The 19,671-nt window shown below is 65.1% G+C and carries 15 protein-coding genes and 1 pseudogene; 3 read left to right on the top strand and 13 right to left on the bottom strand.

Annotated elements, in window-relative coordinates; all coding sequences use genetic code 11:
* The first annotated feature begins 22 nt into the window (after positions 1-22).
* The 3 genes from P5703_RS02515 (at position 23) to P5703_RS02505 (ending at position 4,507) form a co-directional block, all read left to right on the top strand.
* Positions 23-3,037 carry a pilus assembly protein gene (locus tag P5703_RS02515; RefSeq protein ID WP_285585460.1) on the top strand — a complete coding sequence of 1,005 codons (3,015 nt, stop codon included), beginning with the start codon at positions 23-25 and terminating at the stop codon, positions 3,035-3,037.
* Between the two features lie 8 nt (positions 3,038-3,045).
* Entirely contained in the window at positions 3,046-3,564 is a 519-nt protein-coding gene (locus P5703_RS02510) for a GspH/FimT family pseudopilin (protein ID WP_017244433.1), read from the top strand.
* A gap of 79 nt (positions 3,565-3,643) precedes the next feature.
* On the top strand, positions 3,644-4,507 hold the full coding sequence (locus tag P5703_RS02505; protein WP_048329852.1) for a LysR family transcriptional regulator: 864 nt from the start codon (positions 3,644-3,646) through the stop codon (positions 4,505-4,507).
* A 42-nt stretch (positions 4,508-4,549) separates the two neighbouring features.
* Here the strand turns inward: P5703_RS02505 and P5703_RS02500 are convergent, their stop codons facing one another.
* The 13 genes and pseudogenes from P5703_RS02500 to P5703_RS02440 all read right to left on the bottom strand — a co-directional run bounded on the left by P5703_RS02500 (position 4,550) and on the right by P5703_RS02440 (position 19,613).
* Positions 4,550-5,689: an HPP family protein gene (locus P5703_RS02500; protein ID WP_125852580.1), complete on the bottom strand. Its 1,140-nt coding sequence runs from the start codon at positions 5,687-5,689 to the stop codon at positions 4,550-4,552.
* A gap of 95 nt (positions 5,690-5,784) precedes the next feature.
* Positions 5,785-6,114: pseudogene (locus P5703_RS02495) on the bottom strand (cbb3-type cytochrome c oxidase subunit I); the annotation flags it as partial.
* 345 nt (positions 6,115-6,459) lie between these two features.
* Positions 6,460-7,554: a methyl-accepting chemotaxis protein gene (locus P5703_RS02490; RefSeq protein WP_049325938.1), complete on the bottom strand. Its 1,095-nt coding sequence runs from the start codon at positions 7,552-7,554 to the stop codon at positions 6,460-6,462.
* Between the two features lie 12 nt (positions 7,555-7,566).
* Positions 7,567-8,310, bottom strand: a complete 744-nt coding sequence (locus P5703_RS02485; RefSeq protein ID WP_049325948.1) for an SDR family NAD(P)-dependent oxidoreductase — start codon at positions 8,308-8,310, stop codon at positions 7,567-7,569.
* Between the two features lie 119 nt (positions 8,311-8,429).
* Positions 8,430-9,620, bottom strand: a complete 1,191-nt coding sequence (locus P5703_RS02480; protein WP_108242308.1) for an NnrS family protein — start codon at positions 9,618-9,620, stop codon at positions 8,430-8,432.
* A gap of 314 nt (positions 9,621-9,934) precedes the next feature.
* Entirely contained in the window at positions 9,935-10,117 is a 183-nt protein-coding gene (gene tatA / locus P5703_RS02475; RefSeq protein ID WP_013983994.1) for a twin-arginine translocase TatA/TatE family subunit, read from the bottom strand.
* 47 nt (positions 10,118-10,164) lie between these two features.
* A complete protein-coding gene (locus tag P5703_RS02470; protein WP_011914569.1) occupies positions 10,165-10,737 on the bottom strand; it encodes a nitrous oxide reductase accessory protein NosL in 573 nt (190 codons plus the stop codon).
* Positions 10,738-10,762: 25 nt separating this feature from the next.
* Positions 10,763-11,593: an ABC transporter permease gene (locus P5703_RS02465; protein ID WP_013983996.1), complete on the bottom strand. Its 831-nt coding sequence runs from the start codon at positions 11,591-11,593 to the stop codon at positions 10,763-10,765.
* Positions 11,590-12,516: an ABC transporter ATP-binding protein gene (locus P5703_RS02460; RefSeq protein ID WP_049340487.1), complete on the bottom strand. Its 927-nt coding sequence runs from the start codon at positions 12,514-12,516 to the stop codon at positions 11,590-11,592. Before P5703_RS02460 ends, P5703_RS02465 begins: the two co-directional genes overlap by 4 nt.
* Positions 12,513-13,820, bottom strand: coding sequence for a nitrous oxide reductase family maturation protein NosD (locus P5703_RS02455; RefSeq protein ID WP_108242311.1), 1,308 nt, complete (start codon positions 13,818-13,820; stop codon positions 12,513-12,515). Before P5703_RS02455 ends, P5703_RS02460 begins: the two co-directional genes overlap by 4 nt.
* A 113-nt stretch (positions 13,821-13,933) precedes the next feature.
* On the bottom strand, positions 13,934-15,847 hold the full coding sequence (nosZ, locus tag P5703_RS02450) for a TAT-dependent nitrous-oxide reductase (RefSeq protein WP_285585459.1): 1,914 nt from the start codon (positions 15,845-15,847) through the stop codon (positions 13,934-13,936).
* 75 nt (positions 15,848-15,922) lie between these two features.
* Positions 15,923-18,100 carry a transcriptional regulator NosR gene (nosR, locus tag P5703_RS02445; protein ID WP_279644871.1) on the bottom strand — a complete coding sequence of 726 codons (2,178 nt, stop codon included), beginning with the start codon at positions 18,098-18,100 and terminating at the stop codon, positions 15,923-15,925.
* Between the two features lie 262 nt (positions 18,101-18,362).
* On the bottom strand, positions 18,363-19,613 hold the full coding sequence (locus tag P5703_RS02440) for an acyl-CoA dehydrogenase family protein (protein WP_279641558.1): 1,251 nt from the start codon (positions 19,611-19,613) through the stop codon (positions 18,363-18,365).
* Between the last annotated feature and the right edge of the window lie 58 nt (positions 19,614-19,671).

The following is a 19,671-nucleotide window of genomic DNA, read 5'->3' as shown; positions in this document are numbered from 1 at the left end:
GTCGGCCCCACGAGGTAAGCGCATGAAAACGTATCTGAGCCGGATGTTGCTGGTGCTGAGCGCGAGTCTGGCGCACAAGGTGTTCGCCGAAGATATCGACCTGTTCGTTGGTGTGCCGAGCAGTTCGACCGGCGCGCCGAACGTGCTGATCATCCTCGACAACACCGCGAACTGGAACGACGCTTTCGCCAACGAGATGGCCGCTCTGCGCTCGGTGGTCAACGCCCTGCCGGAGGACAAGTTCCGTTTGGGCATCATGATGTTCACCGAGACCGGGGGTGGAAATTCGGGGCCGGACGGTGCGTACGTGCGCGCCGCCCTGCGGCCGATGGATGCCGCCAACAAGACGGCCATGGCGAATCTGGTGACCAGCTTCGACAAGGTCGGCGACAAGTCCAATGGAGGCAAGATCAGCAAGGCCATGCAGGAGGCCTACCTGTACTTCGCCGGTGCTACCCCCCACGCTGGCAACAACAAGGCCAAGGCCGACTTCGCCGGCAACCGCGGCGTATCGACTGCTTCCGATGCTGTCTACGCCTTGCCGAACAATGCGCTGGAGAGCAAAAGCGCCACCAGCTACCGCTCACCTATCGTCTCCGGCTGCGGCAAGAACTACATCATTTACATCAGCAATGGCCCGGCGCAGGACAACAGCTCGGATATCACCCAGGCCACCACCGCCCTCGCTGGCCTTGGCGGCTCCACCACCACGATTCCGATCACCCCCAGCGACTCGCAGGACAACGTCGCTGACGAATGGGCGCGCTTCATGAAAAAGAGCGCCCAGCAGATCACCACCTACACCATCGATATCAACCGTGGCACCAACCGCCAGGGGCTTGGCTGGACGGCGCTGCTGCAGAGTATGGCGCGCACTAGCGACGGCAAGTACTTCGACGTTACCAGCAGCGGCAGCCAGATCGTCGATGCGCTGAATGCGATCTTCTCCGAGGTGCAGGCGACCAACAGCGTGTTCGCCTCGGTTAGTCTGCCGGTCAGCGTGAATGCCCAGGGCACTTACCTGAACCAGGTGTTCATCGGCATGTTCCGTCCAGACGCGGATGGATTTCCGCGCTGGCACGGTAATCTCAAGCAGTACAAGCTGGGCTACATCGGCGCCGACCTGCGCCTGCTCGACGCCGACGGTGTCAGCGCCATCAACAGCAATACTGGCTTCATCACCGAATGCGCGCGCAGCTTCTGGACGCCGACCGCGGCGGACAACTACTGGAGCTTCAGCGCCCGCGGCAGTTGTCTGACCGGCGCAGATTCGTCCGGCTCCAACACGCCGGATGGCAACATCGTCGAAAAGGGTGGTCAGGGCTACCTGCTGCGGGCTTCCAGCACACGCAACATGCTCACCTGTGCGGCCGGTGCCTGCACCTCGCTCACCAACTTCTCCACCGCCAATACGGCGATCACCGCAACGCAGCTGGGCGCAGTCGATGATGCCGAGCGCACCACGTTGATCGACTGGGCGCGCGGCAAGGACCTGCAGGACGAGGATGGCGACGGCAACCTCAACGAAATGCGCCCCTCGGTACATGGTGACGTAGTGCATTCGCGCCCAGTCGCAATCAACTACGGCAGCACCGGCAATCCCGCTATCGTCACCTTCTACGGCGGCAACGATGGCGCGCTGCGTGCGGTGGTCGGCAACCGCACCAGCGCTTATGGCACCCACGCGGCCGGTAGCGAGCTATGGTCGTTCATGCCCCCGGAGTTCTACAGCAAGATCAAGCGGCTCTACAGCAACAGCGTTCCGATCAGCTTCCCCGGCTTTAGCGGAGCCACTACGCCCAAGCCCAAGGATTACGGCATGGATGGCCCTGTAGTGGCCCACCAGGACGACACCGCCGCCTGGATCTACGCCACCATGCGCCGCGGCGGACGGGCCCTGTACGCCTTCAACGTGACTGACCCGACCGCACCGGCACTGAAGTGGAAACGCGGCTGCCCGAGCAACTTCACCACCAGCGGCACGGTCAGCGACAGCAACTGCGGCGAGGGCTTCGCCGGTATCGGCCAAACCTGGGCGCCACCGAAGCTGCTCAAGGCGAGCGGCTACGGAGCAGGTACCGCGCCCATGTTGATCATGGGTGGCGGCTACGACACCTGCGAGGACGCAGACCCACATGTCTGCAGTAGTACGACCAAGGGCAACAAGGTTTACGTACTGGACGCCGACAGCGGCGCATTGCTCAAGACCTTCGATACCCAGCGCAGCGTCGTTTCCGACGTGACGTTGGTGCGGAACAGCGCCGGACAGGCCCAGTATGGCTACCTGGCCGATCTGGGCGGCAACGTCTACCGCATCACCATGGGTGCAGCTGCACCGGTGAACTGGACCATTACCCGCATCGCAGCCCTGGGCTGCAGCACGGCGGGAAACTGCGCCGCCAATCGCAAGTTCATGTTCGCTCCAGACGTGGTCGCCGATGGCGCCGACTTCGTCCTGCTGCTCGGCTCCGGCGACCGGGAAAAGCCCCTGCTCGATTACGACGATGCCGCGGCCACCACCAACTATTTCTTCATGCTGCGTGACCGCCCCAACGACACCGGCTGGCTTGCCAGTGAAGGCCTGAACTGCGGTGGGAGTCTGATCTGTCTGAACTCGCTGCTGGGCATCACCACCCAGAGCGCACCAACCACCACCAGCCTCGGCCAGAAGAAGGGGTGGTACCTGCAGCTCGACAGCACCGAGCAGGTGGTCACCTCGGCGATCACGGTATTCGGCGATGTGACTTTCAGCACCCATCAACCGAGGGTGCCGTCGGCCAATGTCTGCTCCGGGCTCGGCGAGACCCGCGTCTATACCGTCAATTACCTGACCGGCCAGGGCGTCTATCACGACGTGGTCGGCGACGGCCTACCCCCTTCGCCGGTTGCCGGCATGGTGACCCTGGACGACGGTGTCACCACCGTGCCGTTCGTCATCGGCGCCGACCCGTCCTCGCCGCTGCAAGGTAGCCCGCCGATCAATCCCGCTTCGGTCATGCAGCCGACTTCGCGGGTGTTCTGGAATATCGAGCAGTAGGAGCGCTAATGCCGTACCGCATTCGGCCACAGGCCACCCCGAGTGTTCGCCAGGCCGCGTTCACCCTTATCGAGCTGACGGTGACACTCGGCGTACTGGCCGTACTGGCGGCTATAGCAGTACCGGGCTATGACAGCATGGTGCTCAACAGCAGATTGCGTACCTACACCACCGATTTCGCGGCGAGCGCCCAGTTCGCCCGGAGCGAGGCTATGAAACGCAGCGCACCGATCACCCTGTGCAGCTCCAGCGACGGCATCAATTGCGACGCCGCCGCAGGCTGGGAACAAGGCTGGGTAATGCGCACGGGCAGCACGGTGATCCGCAGCTACCCATCGACAAAGGATGGCTACCGGCTCTCCTCGACGGTACGCGAACTGACCTTTCTTCCCAGCGGCTTCGGTACCACGCCACTCTCGCTGACCATCTGCCGCGCCTCGCCGCTGGGCAACCAGGAGCGTTCGCTGACGCTGTCAGTCACTGGCCGCATCACCATAGAGCGCACGCGCACCGGCAGCTGCTCCTGAGCCCGGCTGGCGCCGCGCGCCACCGGATGCCGGCACGGTTGCTACAATCGCCAGCCAACCCGGCTTTCAAGGCTCGTACATGGACATCGATCTCGCCCGCACCTTTCTCGAGATCATTCGCAGCGGCAGCTTCATCGCCACCGCCGAACGCCTGCACATCACCCAGACGGCGGTGACCGCACGGGTGCACAATCTCGAGGAGCAGCTGGGTTGCCGGCTGTTCGTGCGCAATCGGGCCGGGGCGCGGCTGACCGATGACGGTCAGCGCTTCGTCGCCTATGCCACTCAGCTGGTGCAGACCTGGGAAGCCGCGCGGCGCGACCTGCCGTTGTCGCAGAGCGGTGACAAGCTGCTGACCCTCGGCTCCGAGGTGAGCCTGTGCAACCCGCTGATGCTGGCCTGGGCCCAGCGCCTGCGACAGGGGTTGGCCAGCCATGCGATACGGCTGGAAGTGGCCAGTGGCGAAGAGCTGCAGAAGAAGCTCGACCTGGGCGTGCTGGACGCCGCGCTGGTGCACCAGCCGGAGTACTGGCCGGGACTGCAGGTCGAGCAGCTGCTGGAAGAAAAGCTGATCCAGGTGGTGCAGACGCAGAACCCGGCGCCCTACCTGTACGTGGACTGGGGGCCGGCGTTTCGCAAGCAGCACAACCAGGCGCTGCCCGAATGCAGTCGCGCGGCGCTGTCGTTCAGTCTCGGGCCGCTGGCCCTGCAATACCTGGTGCAGTGCGGCGGGCGTGGCTATTTCCGCACCCGCGTCGTGCAGCGCTATCTGGACGAGGGAATTCTCAAGCGGGTGGAACAGGCGCCGGAGTTTTCCTACCCGATCTATCTGGTCCATGCCCGAGCCAGCGAGTCGCCGGCCCTGACCAAGGCCATCGAGCTGCTGCGCGAGATCGCCCTGGACGACTACGACTGGTCGCGCTGGTACTACGCGGAGCTATGAGGCGGGACGCGCGCTGGCGTGGATCGAGCGTTCCGGCAGCGCTCAGTCCGGCAACTGTTTGAGCCAGTTGCGGTACAGCGCGGCGATCAGGTCGGTCTGGGTGATCATGCCCACCAGGCGCTGCTGCGCGTCGACCACCGGCAGGCAATGCAGGCCGCGATCGGAGAGCAGGTAGACCAGCTCGACCATGTGCGTATCCGGCGTCACCGAAACCACCGGCGAACTCATGATGGCGCGCAGCTTGGTGCCGCGCAGGAAATTCAGCTGACCGAAGCTGAGCCGCCCCGGGCGCGGGTGGAAGTGCTTGAGCAGGTCGACCTGGGTGACGATGCCCACCAGCCGGAGGTCGTCGCCCTGCACCACCGGCAGCGAGCGCAGCCGATGCGCCTGCAGGGTCTGCCAGGCCTGTTCGATGAAGGTGTCCGGCGTGTGCCAATAGAGGTCGCGCGACATCACGTGCGCCGCGGTGACCTCGCCCATGCTGCGACGCAGGGCATGCTTCTCGGTCTGCTTGATCAGCCGTTCCAGGTCATCACGGGTGACGTCGACATACTCGCCGAACTCCAGCAGTGCACGATCCACGTCGTCATGGGTGAAGCTCATGCGCTCGCCCGGCGGCAGGTCGCGGGTGTGATGACTGTTCTCGCGGCTCAGCCGCGGCTTCGGATAGGGATGCCCGGTCAGGTTGTTGTAGACCAGCGCCACCGCCACCAGGAGCGCCGAATAGAACAGCACGGGCCCGACCAGCATGAAACCGAGGTGATGCAGCTCCGGACTGCCGACCGCCGCCACCAGCGCCAGCGCGATGCTCGGCGGGTGCAGGCAGCGCAGGTAGAACAGGCACAGCAGCGACAGGCACGCCGCCAGCGCCAGCGAAGCCACGCTCGGCAGTCCGCTCATACCCAGACTGATGCCGATCAGCGCGGCCAGCAGATTGCCGGCGAGCACCGCCCAGGGCTGGGCGAACGGGCTGGACGAGGCGACAAATATCAGCACCGCCGAGGCGCCGGCCGGGCCCATGATCTGCAGGGTCAGCGAACTGCCGACCAGCAGATAGCCGCTGCAGAACACCAGCGGCATGACGATGGCGACGCCGAGGGCGGCGCGCAGCCACTCCTTCGGCGAGGCATTCAACGGGGCGGGGATGAACGAGCGAATCCAGAGGGCAAAAGAGTCGTGCATTGGTCCTGCTTGTGTCGAAATCGGAAGAGGCCGCCAGCGGGCGGTGGAGCGGTCCGTCCCTGGACCGGTTTTGAGCGAGATCGCTGTTCGGGCGTTCAGCCGGCCAGCAGCGGCGAAGCCTGCGGCGCGCGCTCGTCACGACGACGGCGCACGGTCAGCCAGGTGTTCAACGCCATCAGCAGCATGCCGCTGGCGAAGATGGCGCCGCCGGCCATGCGCACGACGTAGCCGGGGTGGCTGGCCTGCAGCGCCTCGACGAAGGAATAGGTCAGCGTTCCGCCTTCGTTGATTGCGCGCCACATAAGCCCCGGGGTGATGCCGTTGACCCACATCGAGGCGATGTAGAGCACGGTACCGATGGTGGCCAGCCAGAAGGGCGCGTTGATCAGGCCGATGCTGTGCATCTGCTCGCGCCCCCGCAGCCGCCGAGTCAGGGTGAACTGACGCACCACGCGGTAGTTGTAGGCAGTGGGTTCGGGGCTGTTGTGCAGTTCGCTCATGCTCGCTGGGCGGGCGACGCGGGCACCAGTGAGCGACCGCGAGATTCACCAGCGCTGCGCTGGCGAGAGTCGACGGACCGGCACGCCGCATCCACTCGCCGCTCCTCCTGATTCGTTGAGTCAGGCGCGGCAGATTGCCGCGCGGACGGGATGCGGGCGGCATTGTCGACAGTAACTTCAATAATCTCTAACGAATGTTATTGCTGGTTTGATGCAATTATTTTGAACCAAGCGCATCGATGCCGCTCGGCTGGCCATCAGGCTGGATGCCTAGCCCCCGGCGCCGCAGTGCTGGATCACCTCTCCGACAATGCGCATCACCTCGAGATTCGCCTCCTCCATCTGCCCGAGATGCTCCAACGCCCGTTCCAGTGCGTCCTTGCCGAATGCCTCCAGTGCGGCCTGGCCCTGATCGTGGACCTGGGTGTGCGGGCGTTCGATCCGGCGGAAATGCTCCAGGCCCTGCAGCTCACGGTTGCCCTGGCCGTAGTACCAGCGCCCGAAGCGGCAGTCACGCTCGCCGGGAAGCTGCGGCGGGTTGTGCCGCTCGTTGCCCAGCAGGTGGTTGTAGACGACGAACTTGAGCGAAAGCTCATCGAGGTTGGCCAGTTCCACCCCGGCGCGCAACGCCGAGGCCGCGGTGCTCTCGCGCATCACCCCGGCCAGCTGGTGCAGTGTGCCCATGGCCTGTACGGCCTGCTGGGTGGTCTGACTGAAGCCGCGGGCCTGGCTGCCCTGCTGGCGGATGTAGTCGTGCACGTTGGCAATCTCGGCCTGCACCTCGTCGATCTTGCGCACGATATCGCCGGTGGCCAGGGCGGTCTTTTCCGCCAGGCTGCGAATCTCCCCGGCAACCACGGCGAAGCCGCGGCCCGCCTCGCCGGCGCGTGCCGCCTCGATCGCCGCATTGAGCGCCAGCAGATTCGTCTGGCTGGCGATACCGCTGATGAGATCGACGATGCCGTTGATCTCCCGCGAACGCTCGGCGAGGGTGTCGACCTTGTGCGAGGCCTGCTCCAGGCCGCTTTCCATCTCAGCGGAACGGCCCTGCAGTTCACCGAAGTGACGCTGGTTGTCCAGCGCCGCCGTCGCGACCCGCTCGGCGCGGGCGCGGTTTTCCTCCAGCTGTCCGCTGAGGTGCTCGAAGGAGTCCCCGAGATGGGCCACCGAGTGGCTGAAGCGAATCAGGTTGGCCGATACGCCGCGGTAATAATCCAGCTGGCGCTGACCGCAGCGATTGGCCTCCTCGGCCGCGGCCAGCGACAGCTCCAGTGCGGCGATGCGCGCCGCCTGGGCGTCGCACCGGGCATGCAGCGCAGCGAGTTCGTCACGCTGGCGTAGCGCGCGCTTGCTTTCGAACCACATCGGTCACCTCCGTCAGCTGATGGTGTAACCGTTGTCCACCACCCAGTCCTGGCCGAACACACCGCGCGCACCCTGGGACAGCTGGAACAGGATCACATTGGCCACCGCCGCCGATTCGAGAAAATGCCCCGGCAGCAAGCGCTTGGTGACGCCATCGGCGACCGCTTCGAGCTGGTCGTCGCTGAGCCCCAGCGTGCCCCAGATCGCCGTGGCGGTCGGCCCCGGCGACACCATGTTCAGGCGCACGTCCAGTGGTGCGAATTCCGCCGCCAGGGTGCGCATCTGCGCGGCCAGCGCCGCCTTGCTGGCGATATAGGCGCCGAGGCCGGGGAATGCCGAGCGGATCAGGAAGGTGCCGATGAACACCACCGAGGCGGGCTTGGCCAGCTCGTTGCGCAACGCGGCGAAGGTGTTCAGCGCGCCGGCGCCGTTGACCGCCCACTGCCGGTCGAAGGCGGCCATGTCCAGCCCGTCGGCGAGTTCGGCAATGCCGGCGTTGGGTACCAGGTAATGCACCATTCCCAGCTGCGCAGCACGGCGGGCCAGCCGGGCCAGGTCGTCGGCCGACGTCACGTCGCCTTGCAGCCACTGCAGCTGTTCGGCATGGGTTTCCAGCATGGTCTCGAGCCCGCCGAGGCTGCGCGACATCGCCAGCACCCGCGCGCCCCGCTGCAGCAAGGCTGCGCACAGGGCCAGACCGATTCCGGAACTGGCACCGGTGACCACGGCCAGGCGATCCTGAAACTCGCTTTTCATCATCATCTCCGAGCTCGACGCACGCCGAGTCACAGGCTGCCTCGCGGAGGCAGCGGGTTTTGGGTTGGCTGTTGGACGGGCAGATGCGCAGCACCTGCTCCGGTTTCAGGTGCCGCCGTTCAGCCCGGGTGGCCATCCACGCGCGGGGCCAGCAGCATCGGCGCGTAGCGCCAGACATAGAGGGCAAAGGCCAGCGCCCAGCAGATCGCCGCCAGCCACAGACCGGTCACCGGCCAGGCGACCGAGAGAAACACCCGCGACGCAGTGCCCAGGTTGAACAGGACGAAGGCCCCGACGATCCCCGCCGGCAGCTGCAAAGGCCGGCCGGTATGGCCGAGGGTCACCCGGGCGATCATCGCCAGGATCAGTCCGCTCATGGAGCCGACCGTCAGTGCGTGCAGCGCCGGGCTGGACTGCGCCAGCAGGCCGAAATGCCAGAGCGCCAGGCCGAAGGTCGCGACCACCATCCAGAGCATCGCCACGTGCAACGACCAGAGCAGGCCGACCTTCCAGATGCCCTTGTCGTACCAGCGCGCCAGGCGCAGCAGGTGGCCGACACCGATCGCGGCAAACAGCAGCCCCAGCAAGGGTTGCGGGCGCATGGCCACGCCGAAGGCGTGCAGCAGGGCGATCACACCGGTGCCAACCAGCAGGGCGACGTCCAGCCAGACCCAGGGTTTGACCGCCTCGAGCTTGCCCAGCGCACGCTGGGTGAAGAACGGGATCACCCGGCCGCCGATCAGTGCCATCAGCGCCGCGACCAGCCACAGACCGGCCAGCACACCCTGGCGCTGCAAGGCATCGCTGCCTTGCAGCAGGCCGGTGAGCACCAGCAGATCGGCACCGAACATCAGCGCCAGCACCACCACGATCGGGTAGTTGCGCTTCTGCCGCACGGCCCAGAGCATGCGCGCCATCATCCAGGCCAGGGCCAGCAGGAACAGCAGGTCCAGCGGGGCCAGCCACTCGGCCGGCAGGCCGAACAACCAGCCCAGGCGTGCCGCCAGCCAGAGCAGCGCCAACCCCATCAGGCGATTGCCGGACGGCGCGATCTGCCCGGTCCACGTCTGCACGGCGGTGAGCAGAAAACCGGCGACGATGGCCATGGCGAAGCCGAACAGCATCTCGTGGCGGTGCCAGGCCAGCCAGCCGCCGGTGGGCTGGAAGCCAGGCCAATGGCCAGTCCAGGTCGCCACCCAGAGCGGGATCGCCAGCAACGCGTAAACGCTGCCGGCGAGAAAGAACGGGCGAAATGCGAGCCGCCAGATGGGCGCGATACTCAGGGCTTTTCGCCGATCGATAACTTGCACGGAAGGGCCTCCAGACGTTCTGCGCCCGGCTGCGACAACCGCGACGCGCCGGACTCGATGACCGCTCCCGAATCCGGGAGCCAGGATTACTTTCTACAGGGTAGGTGCCCTCGGCAGACTTGATTGCAATCAGCTTTTTTCCGAGGGGGTGGGAAAGTGACGATCGGCGGGCAAGGGCCGCAGTCAGGCGCACCATGGCGGTGCGAAGCGACGCAGCTGATCGTGCAGAGGTAGGTCGCGGCGGGCACGAGGTGCCCGAGGCAGCCCGTCCAGATGCCGAGGCGCGGCCGGACGGGCTGCTTCGGAGATGACGGTTACTTGAGTTCCTGCTTCACCGTTTCGGTATGGGCGGCGGTCTCGCCTTCGCTCACCGATTTGCGGAACCCGCTGATCGCGCTGCCCAGATCGGAGCCCAGGCCACGCAGGCGCTTGGTGCCGAACAGCATGACCACGATCAGAAGAATGATCAGAAGTTGCCAGACGCTGATACCCATCATTGTGTTACCTCGCAAGTGTCGGAAGACTGGTCGTCACTGTCCGGGGCTCAGTGCCCCGCATGCGCGCCGTGTGCATCGTCGGACAGGTGCCCGTGCATGCCGCCATGTTGCATGCTGGCCGCTTCCTGCAGCAGCGCCTGATCGATCTCGTCGAAGCGCAGCACACGGCCGCCGTGCATGCTCGCCAGGGCCTGGGCGTCCTGCTCCTGGGCGAAGCTGGCGAGCGACGCACCCATGGCGCCCTTGAGCGTCGTGCCGACCACATAGTAGGCGCTGGTTGCGTCGATCAGATGACCGTCGTCCGGATGTTCCCAGACGCTGCGGCCCATATCGTGCACGTACAACCGGGCCTCGAGCAGGCGGTTCTCCGGCTGCAGCCACCAGCCCAGCATCTCGGCGGTGGAGCAGAACTTCTTCACCCCGCCCTTCTCCACCGCCTGGCCCTTGGGCCCGGGGAAGTCGCTGATGATCATGCCGCAGACATGGCACTCGTCGCTGGCATGGAAGGCCACCGGCTCGAGCGATTGCCGGACCTCCTCCTGCTCGCCGCAGCCGGCCAGGCCGAGGCCCAGCAGCAGGGCGAAGACGGCGCCGGCGCCGATGCGATGCAAAGTGTTCATGGCGTTCTCCTCGATTCGTGAAAGGTCAGGCCAGGCGCCGGCGGAAGATGCCGTAGGCCAGCAGCAGCGAGACACCGACCCAGGCCAGCAGGCACAGCCAGAGCATGGCCGCCGGCACCGGCAGGTCCGCCCCAAGCGACAGCACGCCCATGGCGCTGCCGCTGCCCTCGAAGCCGGACAGGTTGATCAGCCGGTAGATGTCGGTGGGGTTGAGCAGGAGCAGCCAGGGCAGCAGCTCCGGATTGAACTTGCCTTCGCTGAGCACCAGCAGCGCCAGCAGCACCAGGTCGAAGACCAGCACGAAGAGGAACCAGACGCCCAGCGCAAGGCCCGCGGCGCTGGACTTTTCGTTGACCTTGCCGCTGAGCACGTAGGCAAAGGCGAGAAACACCCAGCCGAGCAGCGTAGAGGAGATCATGAAGCGACCGAACGCCCAGAGCAGCAGGCCCAGCTCGACGCCGTCCACCAGCAGGGCGATGGCCAGCGCGGCACAGCCGAAGCCGATCAGCACCGCCAGGGCCAGGATCAGCCCGTGGCCGACGAACTTGCCCAGCAGGATCTGCCCGCGGCCCAGCGGGTAGGTCAGCAGCAGCATCAGGGTGCCGCCTTCGTCCTCGCCGACGATGGCGTCATAGGCCAGCAGCAGCGCGATCAGCGGCATCAGAAAGGTGGCCAGGCTGGCCAGGCTGGCGATGGTCGCCGGGATCGAGGTGAAGCCCAGCTGCCCGGAGGCCGCGGCGCCGAGCCAGGCGATGCCCACTGCGAGCACGGCGAACAGCAGGCTGATGGCGAGCAGCCAGCGATTGCGCAGGCCGTCGCTGAGTTCCTTGCGCGCGATGTTCCAGACCTGGTTCATGGCCGACCCTCCTGGGCGCGCACGTCGCCGGCACGCTCCATGTAGTAACGATAGAGATCCTCCAGCGACGGCTGGTGGATCTCGATGTCCTCCGGCTCCCCCTCGCCCAGCAGCTGACGCAGCAGCACCAGTTTGTGGCCGTTGACCGCCACCACCTCCAGGCTCGATTCGCTGAGGCCGCGGGCGCTGTGCCCGGCAGCGGCCCAGCGCTGCAGCCAGCTGTCACGCTCGCTGATGCCGCTGGCACGGATGCGCACCGGCAGACCGGCCTCGGCACGCAGGTGCGCCAGGCTGCCTGCGGCCTGCAGGCGACCCTTGGCCAGGATCGCCGCACGATTGATGTGGGCCTCGACACCCGGCAGCACATGAGAGCAGAGGATGATGCTGGTGCCGCGCTGGCGCAGGCGGTCGATCAGCAGGTAGAGGTCCTGGGTGGCGATCGGGTCGAGGCCGACGGTGGGCTCGTCGAGCAGCAACAGCTTCGGTTCGCCGAGCAGCGCCTGGGCCAGGCCGAGACGCTGGCGCATGCCCTTGGAATAGGTCTTCACCCGACGGTCGGCAGCATGGGCCAGGCCGACCTGCTCGAGCAGCTCATCCACCTGGCTTAGCGCCGCGCCCTTGAGGCGAGCAAAGTGGCGCAGGGTTTCGCGGCCGCTGAGCTGCGGATAGAAGGTGACGTTCTCCGGCAGATAGCCGAGCTGGCGGCGCACCTGCGGATCGTTCGGCGCGCGGCCAAGCACCTTAACCTGCCCTTCGCTGGGCGCGAGCAGGCCGAGGATCAGTTTCATGCTGGTGGTCTTGCCGGCGCCGTTGTGGCCGAACAGCCCCAGCACCTCGCCTTCGGCAAGGGTCAGGTTCAGATCGTGCAGCACGGTCATGCTGCCGTAACGCTGGCTTACGCCCTGGATCTCGACGGCGTTCATGACGTTGGTTCCTGCTTGGCGGATAGGAGTTTTTCGGTGGGCAGGCGCATCAGTGGATGGCTGTCCTGGACACCCGGCGACTTGATCACCGGGAAGGCGCGCTGCACCCAGCGCAGCACCTCGATGCTCGGGCTGTTCATCAGCAGACGTACCTGCGGATACAGCCAGAGCAGACGGTCCACGTTGTCGTTGGGCTCGTAGGCGACGTCGCCCAGGCCATCGTCGTTGCGATCCCAGCCCAGGTAGTCGCTCCAGTAGTTGCCGCGGCCGTCCACCGACCATTCCTGGGTGCGGCTGGCGACGTACTTGACCTGCTGGCGGTTGTCGACGAAGGCGTTGCCGCTGATGCGGTTGTCCTCGGAGCCGGCGGTGAGGTGGATGCCCAGCGCGCTCTTCTCGAAATGGTTGTTCTCGATGCTGTTGAACAGCGAGTTGTAGATGAACAGCGCCTTGCCCTCGCCACCGCTGATCATGCTGTCGCCGGTCGACCCGCTGCGCACGTCGCTGACGAAGTTGTCGCGAATGGTCGAGTAGGTGATGTAGTTGAGCAGCATGCCGTAGTTCTGGTCCTGCTCGGAGCGGTTGCCGGTGACGATCAGCTTGCGGCTCTGCATCAGCGCATAGCCGGTACGGGTGCGACGGGTGATGTTGTCGATGAGGCTGTTTTCGTTGGCGAACATGTAGTGCACGCCGTAGCGGACATCCTCGATGACGTTGCCCTCCATGTGGTTGCCATGGGAGGTATCGATGTAGATGCCGTCGCGCACGTCGCGGACCTGGTTGCCGAGGATGCGTGCGCCCTTCACCGCGAACAGGTGAATGCCGTTGCCGCGATCCTGCGAGCGCACGCTGGCGTCGCCGTCAATGCGGTTGCCGCTCACCTCGGCCTGCACGGCGCGATCGAGAAACACGCCGAAGCCCGGACCCTGCATGCGGTTGTTGCGGATGGCCGCACGCTCGGCCTCCGGCAGGATGAACACGGCCGAGTCCATGGCGGTGAGATCGCGTCCCCAGTTGCGCAGCGTGCAGCCTTCGACCTGCACATCACTGGCGGCGATGGTCAGCACGTTGCCCTGGCCCTGGGCATCGAGCACCGCGCCTGGCTCGCAGATGAGCTGCAGCGACTCGTCGATGCGGAACTGTCCGGCATATTCACCGGCAGGCAAACGCCAGCGCTGTTCGCCCATGGCCTGCAGCGGCAGGTCGCGGATCGGCTGCGGTGCCGCCTGGGCGAGCCCGGCCAGCAGGGCCAGCGCGCATCCGGCGATCAGCTGAAACGAATGAGGCGCCTGATTTCTGAGCACGACGTTTACCTTCTTCAGCGTTCAGGCAGAAATTCTGGACGGGCCCTACCGCAAGGCCGGGCCCGTGACCGTTACAGCGAACCGGCCCCTGGTCAGCGGGGCCGGCCCCGGCATCAGGCCGGTTCGACCAGCATGCGGCCGACCATCTCCATGTGCAGCGCGTGGCAGAACCAGCTGCAGTAGTACCAGTGCAGGCCCGGCTTATCCGCGACGAAGGTGATCGAGGAGGTCTGCTGCGGACTGATCTCCATGCTCACGCCGTGGTTGACCATGACGAAGCCGTGGGACACGTCCTCGATCTGGTCGAGGTTGGTGATGGTCACGGTGACCTCGTCGCCCTGCTTGACGGTGAACTCCTGAACACCATAGCTCGGCGCCATGGAGGTCATGTAGACGCGGACCTTGTTGCCGTCGCGGATGACCTTGTTGTCGGTTTCCAGGTTGATGCCGTCCTTCTTCGCCATTTCCACGGTGGGGGCGAAGAACGGGTCGTTGCGGTCCCAGATCTTCTTGGTCTTGATCTGGTCGCGACGGGCCATGATGCAGTCGTGCGGCTCGGCGTAGGTCGGGCCGTCGTGCACCAGCTTCATCACGTCACCGGAGATGTCGATCAGCTGGTCGTTCTCGGGGTGCAGCGGCCCGGTGGGCAGGAAGCGGTCCTTGGAGAACTTGCACAGCGCCACCAGCCACTTGCCGTCGGCTTCGCTGGTTTCGCAGAGCGAGGCATGAATGTGGCCCGGCTGGTAGTGCACATCGAGCTTCTGCTTGATGTACTCGACCTTCTCGCCCTTGTAGGCGCGTACCGCGTCGGCCATGTTCCACTTCACCACCTGGCTGTCGATGAACAGCGTGGTGTAGGCGTTGCCGCGACCGTCGAAGGTGGTGTGCAGCGGGCCGAGGCCCAGTTCCACTTCCGCCGCCACGGTGTCGCGCGGGTCCTTCAGCTTGCCGGCGAACAGGTCGGGCAGCTTGGCGATCTCGATCATGGTCACGGTCGGCGACAGCTTGCCGTTGGCGATGAAGTACTTGCCATCGGACGAGGTGTTGCAGCCGTGCGGGTTCTTCGGCACCGGGATGTAGCGGGTGAACTCGCTGTCCTTGTCGCCCTTCTTGCGGCCGTCGAGCACCGGCACCTTGGAGTCGCCCAGGGTGATGAACTTGCCGGCCTTGACCGCCTTCTCCGCCGCCTCGATGTCGAACACCACGACCCAGTCGCGCTCGTTGCGCATCATGCCGCCCAGGTCGTAGGCCTTTTCCGAGTTGTAGCAGGTGGACGCGGTGAAGCGGCCGGTGTAGTCCATGTCGGTGTTGTCGAGGTTGCCGTCGACGATGATCTGGAACGCCATCTCCATCCTCTCGGCATCGATGACGTTGTACATGGTGTAGCTGTTCTCATCCTGCAGGTCGAAGACCTTGCCGTCGTTCGGGTGCGGGATGACGAATTCGGCGTTGGCGAACACGTACTTGGTGTATGGCACCTTCTGCAGGCGCAGACCGTGGATGGCCTGGCAGTTGGGCACGGTCAGCATCTTGTCGCACTTCATGATGTCCAGGCGGATACGCGCGACGCGGGTGTTGGCCTTGTCGTTGATGAACACGTACTTGCCGTCGTACTTGCCGTCGGTCATGGAGATGTGCGGGTGGTGGCAGTCGCCGTTGAGGAACTTGGCGCTGTCGCCCATGATCGCGCGGCTTTCGTTGGTCAGGCCCCAACCGCTGGCGGAGTCGACGTTGAACACCGGGATGCGCATCAGCTCGCGCATGGACGGAATGCCCAGTACGCGCACTTCACCCTGGTGGCCACCCGACCAGAAGCCGTAGTAGTCGTCCAGCTCGCCTGGGCCGACCTGGATCTTCTGCTGCGCGTCCTTGACGGCTGCCGCGAAGGACTCGCGGGTCATGACGGAGGTGCCCAGGGCGGTGGCGGCAACGGCCGCGCCGGTCATGGCGGTTGCACCGAGGAAGCCGCGGCGACTGAGGCCACCCTTCTCCAGCGTTTCGGGATAGTTCTTGCTCTTGTCACTCATGGGGGTCTTGCTCCTTATCGCTTTCACACTCAGGTCAGACGACCAGTTTTGAGCGGCGCGCCCGCGGGCGGTCACTCAGGGTTCCACCACTTGCACTACGGGAATCAACGACGGGTTGGCCGGTGCCTTCTTGCCACGCTTGGCTCGCTTGTTCTTCAGAATCAGCGGCGGGCACTTGTTCTCATTGTGATAAGTCATTTGGCAGTCCAGGCAGTAGTGGCACTCGTTGTGGTTGATGTGCCCATCCGGATGGATGGCCTGGATCTCGCATTCCTTAGCGCACAGCTGGCAGGGGCTGCCGCATTCCGGGCGGCGCTTGAGCCAGTCGAACAGGCGGACCTTGCTGGTGATCGACAGCGCAGCGCCCAGCGGGCAGACGTAGCGGCAGTACACCTTGCGGGTGAAGATGTTGATCACCAGCAGGAACACCGCGTAGGCGACGAACCACCACTGGCGGTCGAACTTGAGGGTGATGGCGGTCTTGAACGGCTCAACCTCGGCGGCCTTCTCGGCCATCATCATCGACTCGAGCGAGAGCCCGAACAGCACCAGCAGGACGATGTACTTGATCGCCCAGAGCCGCTCGTGCACCGCGAAGGGCAGCTCGTACTGCGGAACCTTCAGCTTGCGTGCCGCCTCGTTGATCAGCTCCTGCAGCGCACCGAACGGGCACAGCCAGCCGCAGAACACGCCACGGCCCCAGAGCAGAATGCTGGCGGCGGTGAAGGTCCAGATGATGAAGATCACCGGGTCGGAGAGGAACAGTTCCCAGCGGAATTCCTGAAACAGCGCATGGGTGAAGGTCAGCACGTTGACCACCGACAGCTGACCGAGGGCGTACCAGCCGATGAACACCACGGTGAACACCAGGTAGCCGCGACGCAGCCAGTGCAGGAACCGCGGCCGCTGAGTGAACTTGTCCTGCAGGAACAGGATGACCGTCAGCAGGCCCAGCGCCGCGAGGATCACTCCAATCTGGAATGACTTCTGGTACCAGATGTTGACCCACATCGGCCGGTTGGCCTCTTCGATGGCGGCCAGCTCCTCGGCGGTCGGCTGCGGACGCTCGATGTACTGCTCGGGCATCTGGTAAGGCAGCTCGAAGCTGGTGAACATGCCGCTGATCGGGCCGGTCTGGCGGCGCACCAGCAGCTCCAGCGTCCAGGGTGAACCGGGATCGAACGCCGCATGCTCGCGGACGATGAAGATCGCCATTTCCCTGAAGTCGGGCATGCCTTCGGCATAGACGTCGTCCAGGCGCTGGAAGTCCATGTCGCGGAAGCTGATGACATTGCCGAACTGGCGCAACTGGACCCGATCGAAAATGCCGCCGCGCACATAGCCCGAGCCCTTGAACGAGTACTCACCGCTGCCCATCACCGCGATGGCGTGCTCGCCTGGCTTGAGCTCGTCCATCAGCGTGCGGTAGTGCGCATCGCCGAGCAGCGCGCGGCCGATGGTCGGTGGGTTCAGATGCGTGGCGTAGAGGTCGATGAAGGTGTCCTGCACCTCATCTGCCGCCGCCTCGTCGATGCCTTCGCCCTCGGTGCCCTTGAACGCCTCGTCGATCTCGCCCTTGGTCAGGTGCAGCCGGCGGATCGCGCCGTTGCCGGTCAGGTCGTTCCAGGTCGCCTGTTCGTAGTAATCCGCGCGGACGGTGGCCGGCTTCTGCGCGACGCCGGCCTTGCTCTCCACCAGCCCCAGCGACACCGCGACGTCATGCGCCGCGCGCATGACGATCTCGTTGACCACCATCACCGTGACGGTGGCACCGGTGACCGCATCGATGGTGACAGCATTCTCGTCCCGCGAACGGCCGACGACGACGCGCTGGTCAACGTGGATGCCCTGGTACTTGGCATTGAAGGCGTGCAGCTCTTCTTCGGGAATCCCGATCAGCAGGATCGGTTCATGGTGCTCGAGCACGTAGGCATCGACGATCACGCCCTGAGGGTCGAGCAGCACCTGCATGTTGATGGGTTTGCCGGAATAGGCGGGGATGTCCACCACGTTGATGGACTGGAAGGCATAGCCAAGGATCTCGTCGCCCTTGGTGATCGTGCGGACCTGGTAGTCGCCCTCGGCTGCAGAGACGCTTGAGCCGGGGAAGAACTTGTCGAGACGCTGCTGCTCGGCTTCATATTCCCTGGCCTGCAGCGACGATGCGCAGACGCTCAGGATCAGCAGAATGACAAACCCCTTGACCCAGGTACTGAACGTACCGGCCAGCGACCAGATTTCACGGGAAGCCATCGAGTTACCTGATTGTACGGTTGGCGTAAGCGGATGGTAGGTGAGTCTCTACATGCCTCCCCTTGATTGCAATCAAGGACTCCCCCGGCGACTGGTTTCGTTGTCCCATGTCAAAAGAACACCATGACCGTGAACAAAGACGTTGTAATGACTAGCCTAGGCCAGTAGGAGAGAGACGCAAGCTAGCGCACCAGGACGGAGCATGCGCGCGAACGGAGATAGGCCGCGCGCCTTGGCGTCGCGCGGCCAGCAGCAGTCACGATCAGTGGCGGCCGGGCGGGGTCAGATAGGCCGCCGTCGCGCCGCGACTGGCTTCACTGGCCTTGATTTCCATTTTCGCGATGCTGCGCAGATGCACCTGATCCGGGCCATCGGCGAAGCGCAGCGCGCGGCCGCCGGTCCACATATCGGCCAGCGGCGTGTCCGGCGTCAGGCCCATCGCGCCGTAGACCTGGATGGCGCGATCGACGACATTGGTGTGCATACGTGGCACCAGCGCCTTGATCATGGAGATCTCCTTGCGTGCGGCCTTTGCCCCGACCTCGTCGATCATCCAGGCGGTCTTGAGTACCAGCAGCCGCGCCTGCTCGATCTCGATGCGCGACTCGGCGATCCAGTCGGCGACGTTGGAATACTGCTGCAGGTACTTGCCGAACGTCTTGCGTTCCTGGCAACGCTCGACCATCAGCTCCAGGGCCAGCTCGGCCATGCCGATCGAGCGCATGCAGTGGTGGATGCGCCCCGGCCCGAGGCGTGCCTGGGCCATCATGAAGCCGTCGCCTTCCTTGCCGAGCAGATTGCTCGCCGGCACCCGCACGTTGCGCAGCAGCAGTTCGCTATGGCCTTCCGGCGCGATGTGGTTCATCACCGGAATGTTGCGCAGCAGCTCGACGCCGGGCGTGTCGAACGGCACCAGAATCATGCTTTGCTGCTGATGGGTCTCGGCGTCCGGATCGGTCTTGCCCATGACGATCAGGAGCCTGCAGTTGGGATGCGATGCGTTGGTGATGAACCACTTGCGTCCGTTGATCACGTAGTCGTCGCCGTCGCGGCGGATCAGCGTCTGGATGTTGGTGGCGTCGGAAGACGGCACGTCCGGCTCGGTCATGGCGAAGGCCGAGCGGATCTCGCCGTTCAGCAGCGGCTCGAGCCAGCGCTGGCGCTGCTCGGGCGTGGCGAACAGGTGCAGCAGCTCCATGTTGCCGGTGTCCGGCGCGTTGCAGTTGAACACTTCGGAAGCCCAGTGGACGCGCCCCATGATCTCCGCCAGCGGCGCGTACTCCAGGTTGCTCAGCCCGTTACCCGGCTCGTCTTCGCCAAGCGATGGCAGGAACAGGTTCCACAGTCCCTCCTCCCGCGCCAGCGCCTTCAGGTCCTCCATGAACGACACGGGGTACTGGCCGGCAGCGACTTCCGCGTGCCAGGCGCCGATGCGCGGCACGATGTGGTCGTCCATGAAGGCCTGCAGCTGCTGCCGCAGGGCCTCCACACGCGGGCTGTAGGCGAAGTTCATGGCAGACCTCTGCTGACTGGAATGGATGCAGCCACCTTAGTCGCCGATACGGCGAACG

The organism is Stutzerimonas sp. FeSN7 (assembly GCF_030263795.1).
Lineage (GTDB): Bacteria > Pseudomonadota > Gammaproteobacteria > Pseudomonadales > Pseudomonadaceae > Stutzerimonas > Stutzerimonas stutzeri.
This window is presented reverse-complemented; position numbering and strand designations above follow the sequence as displayed.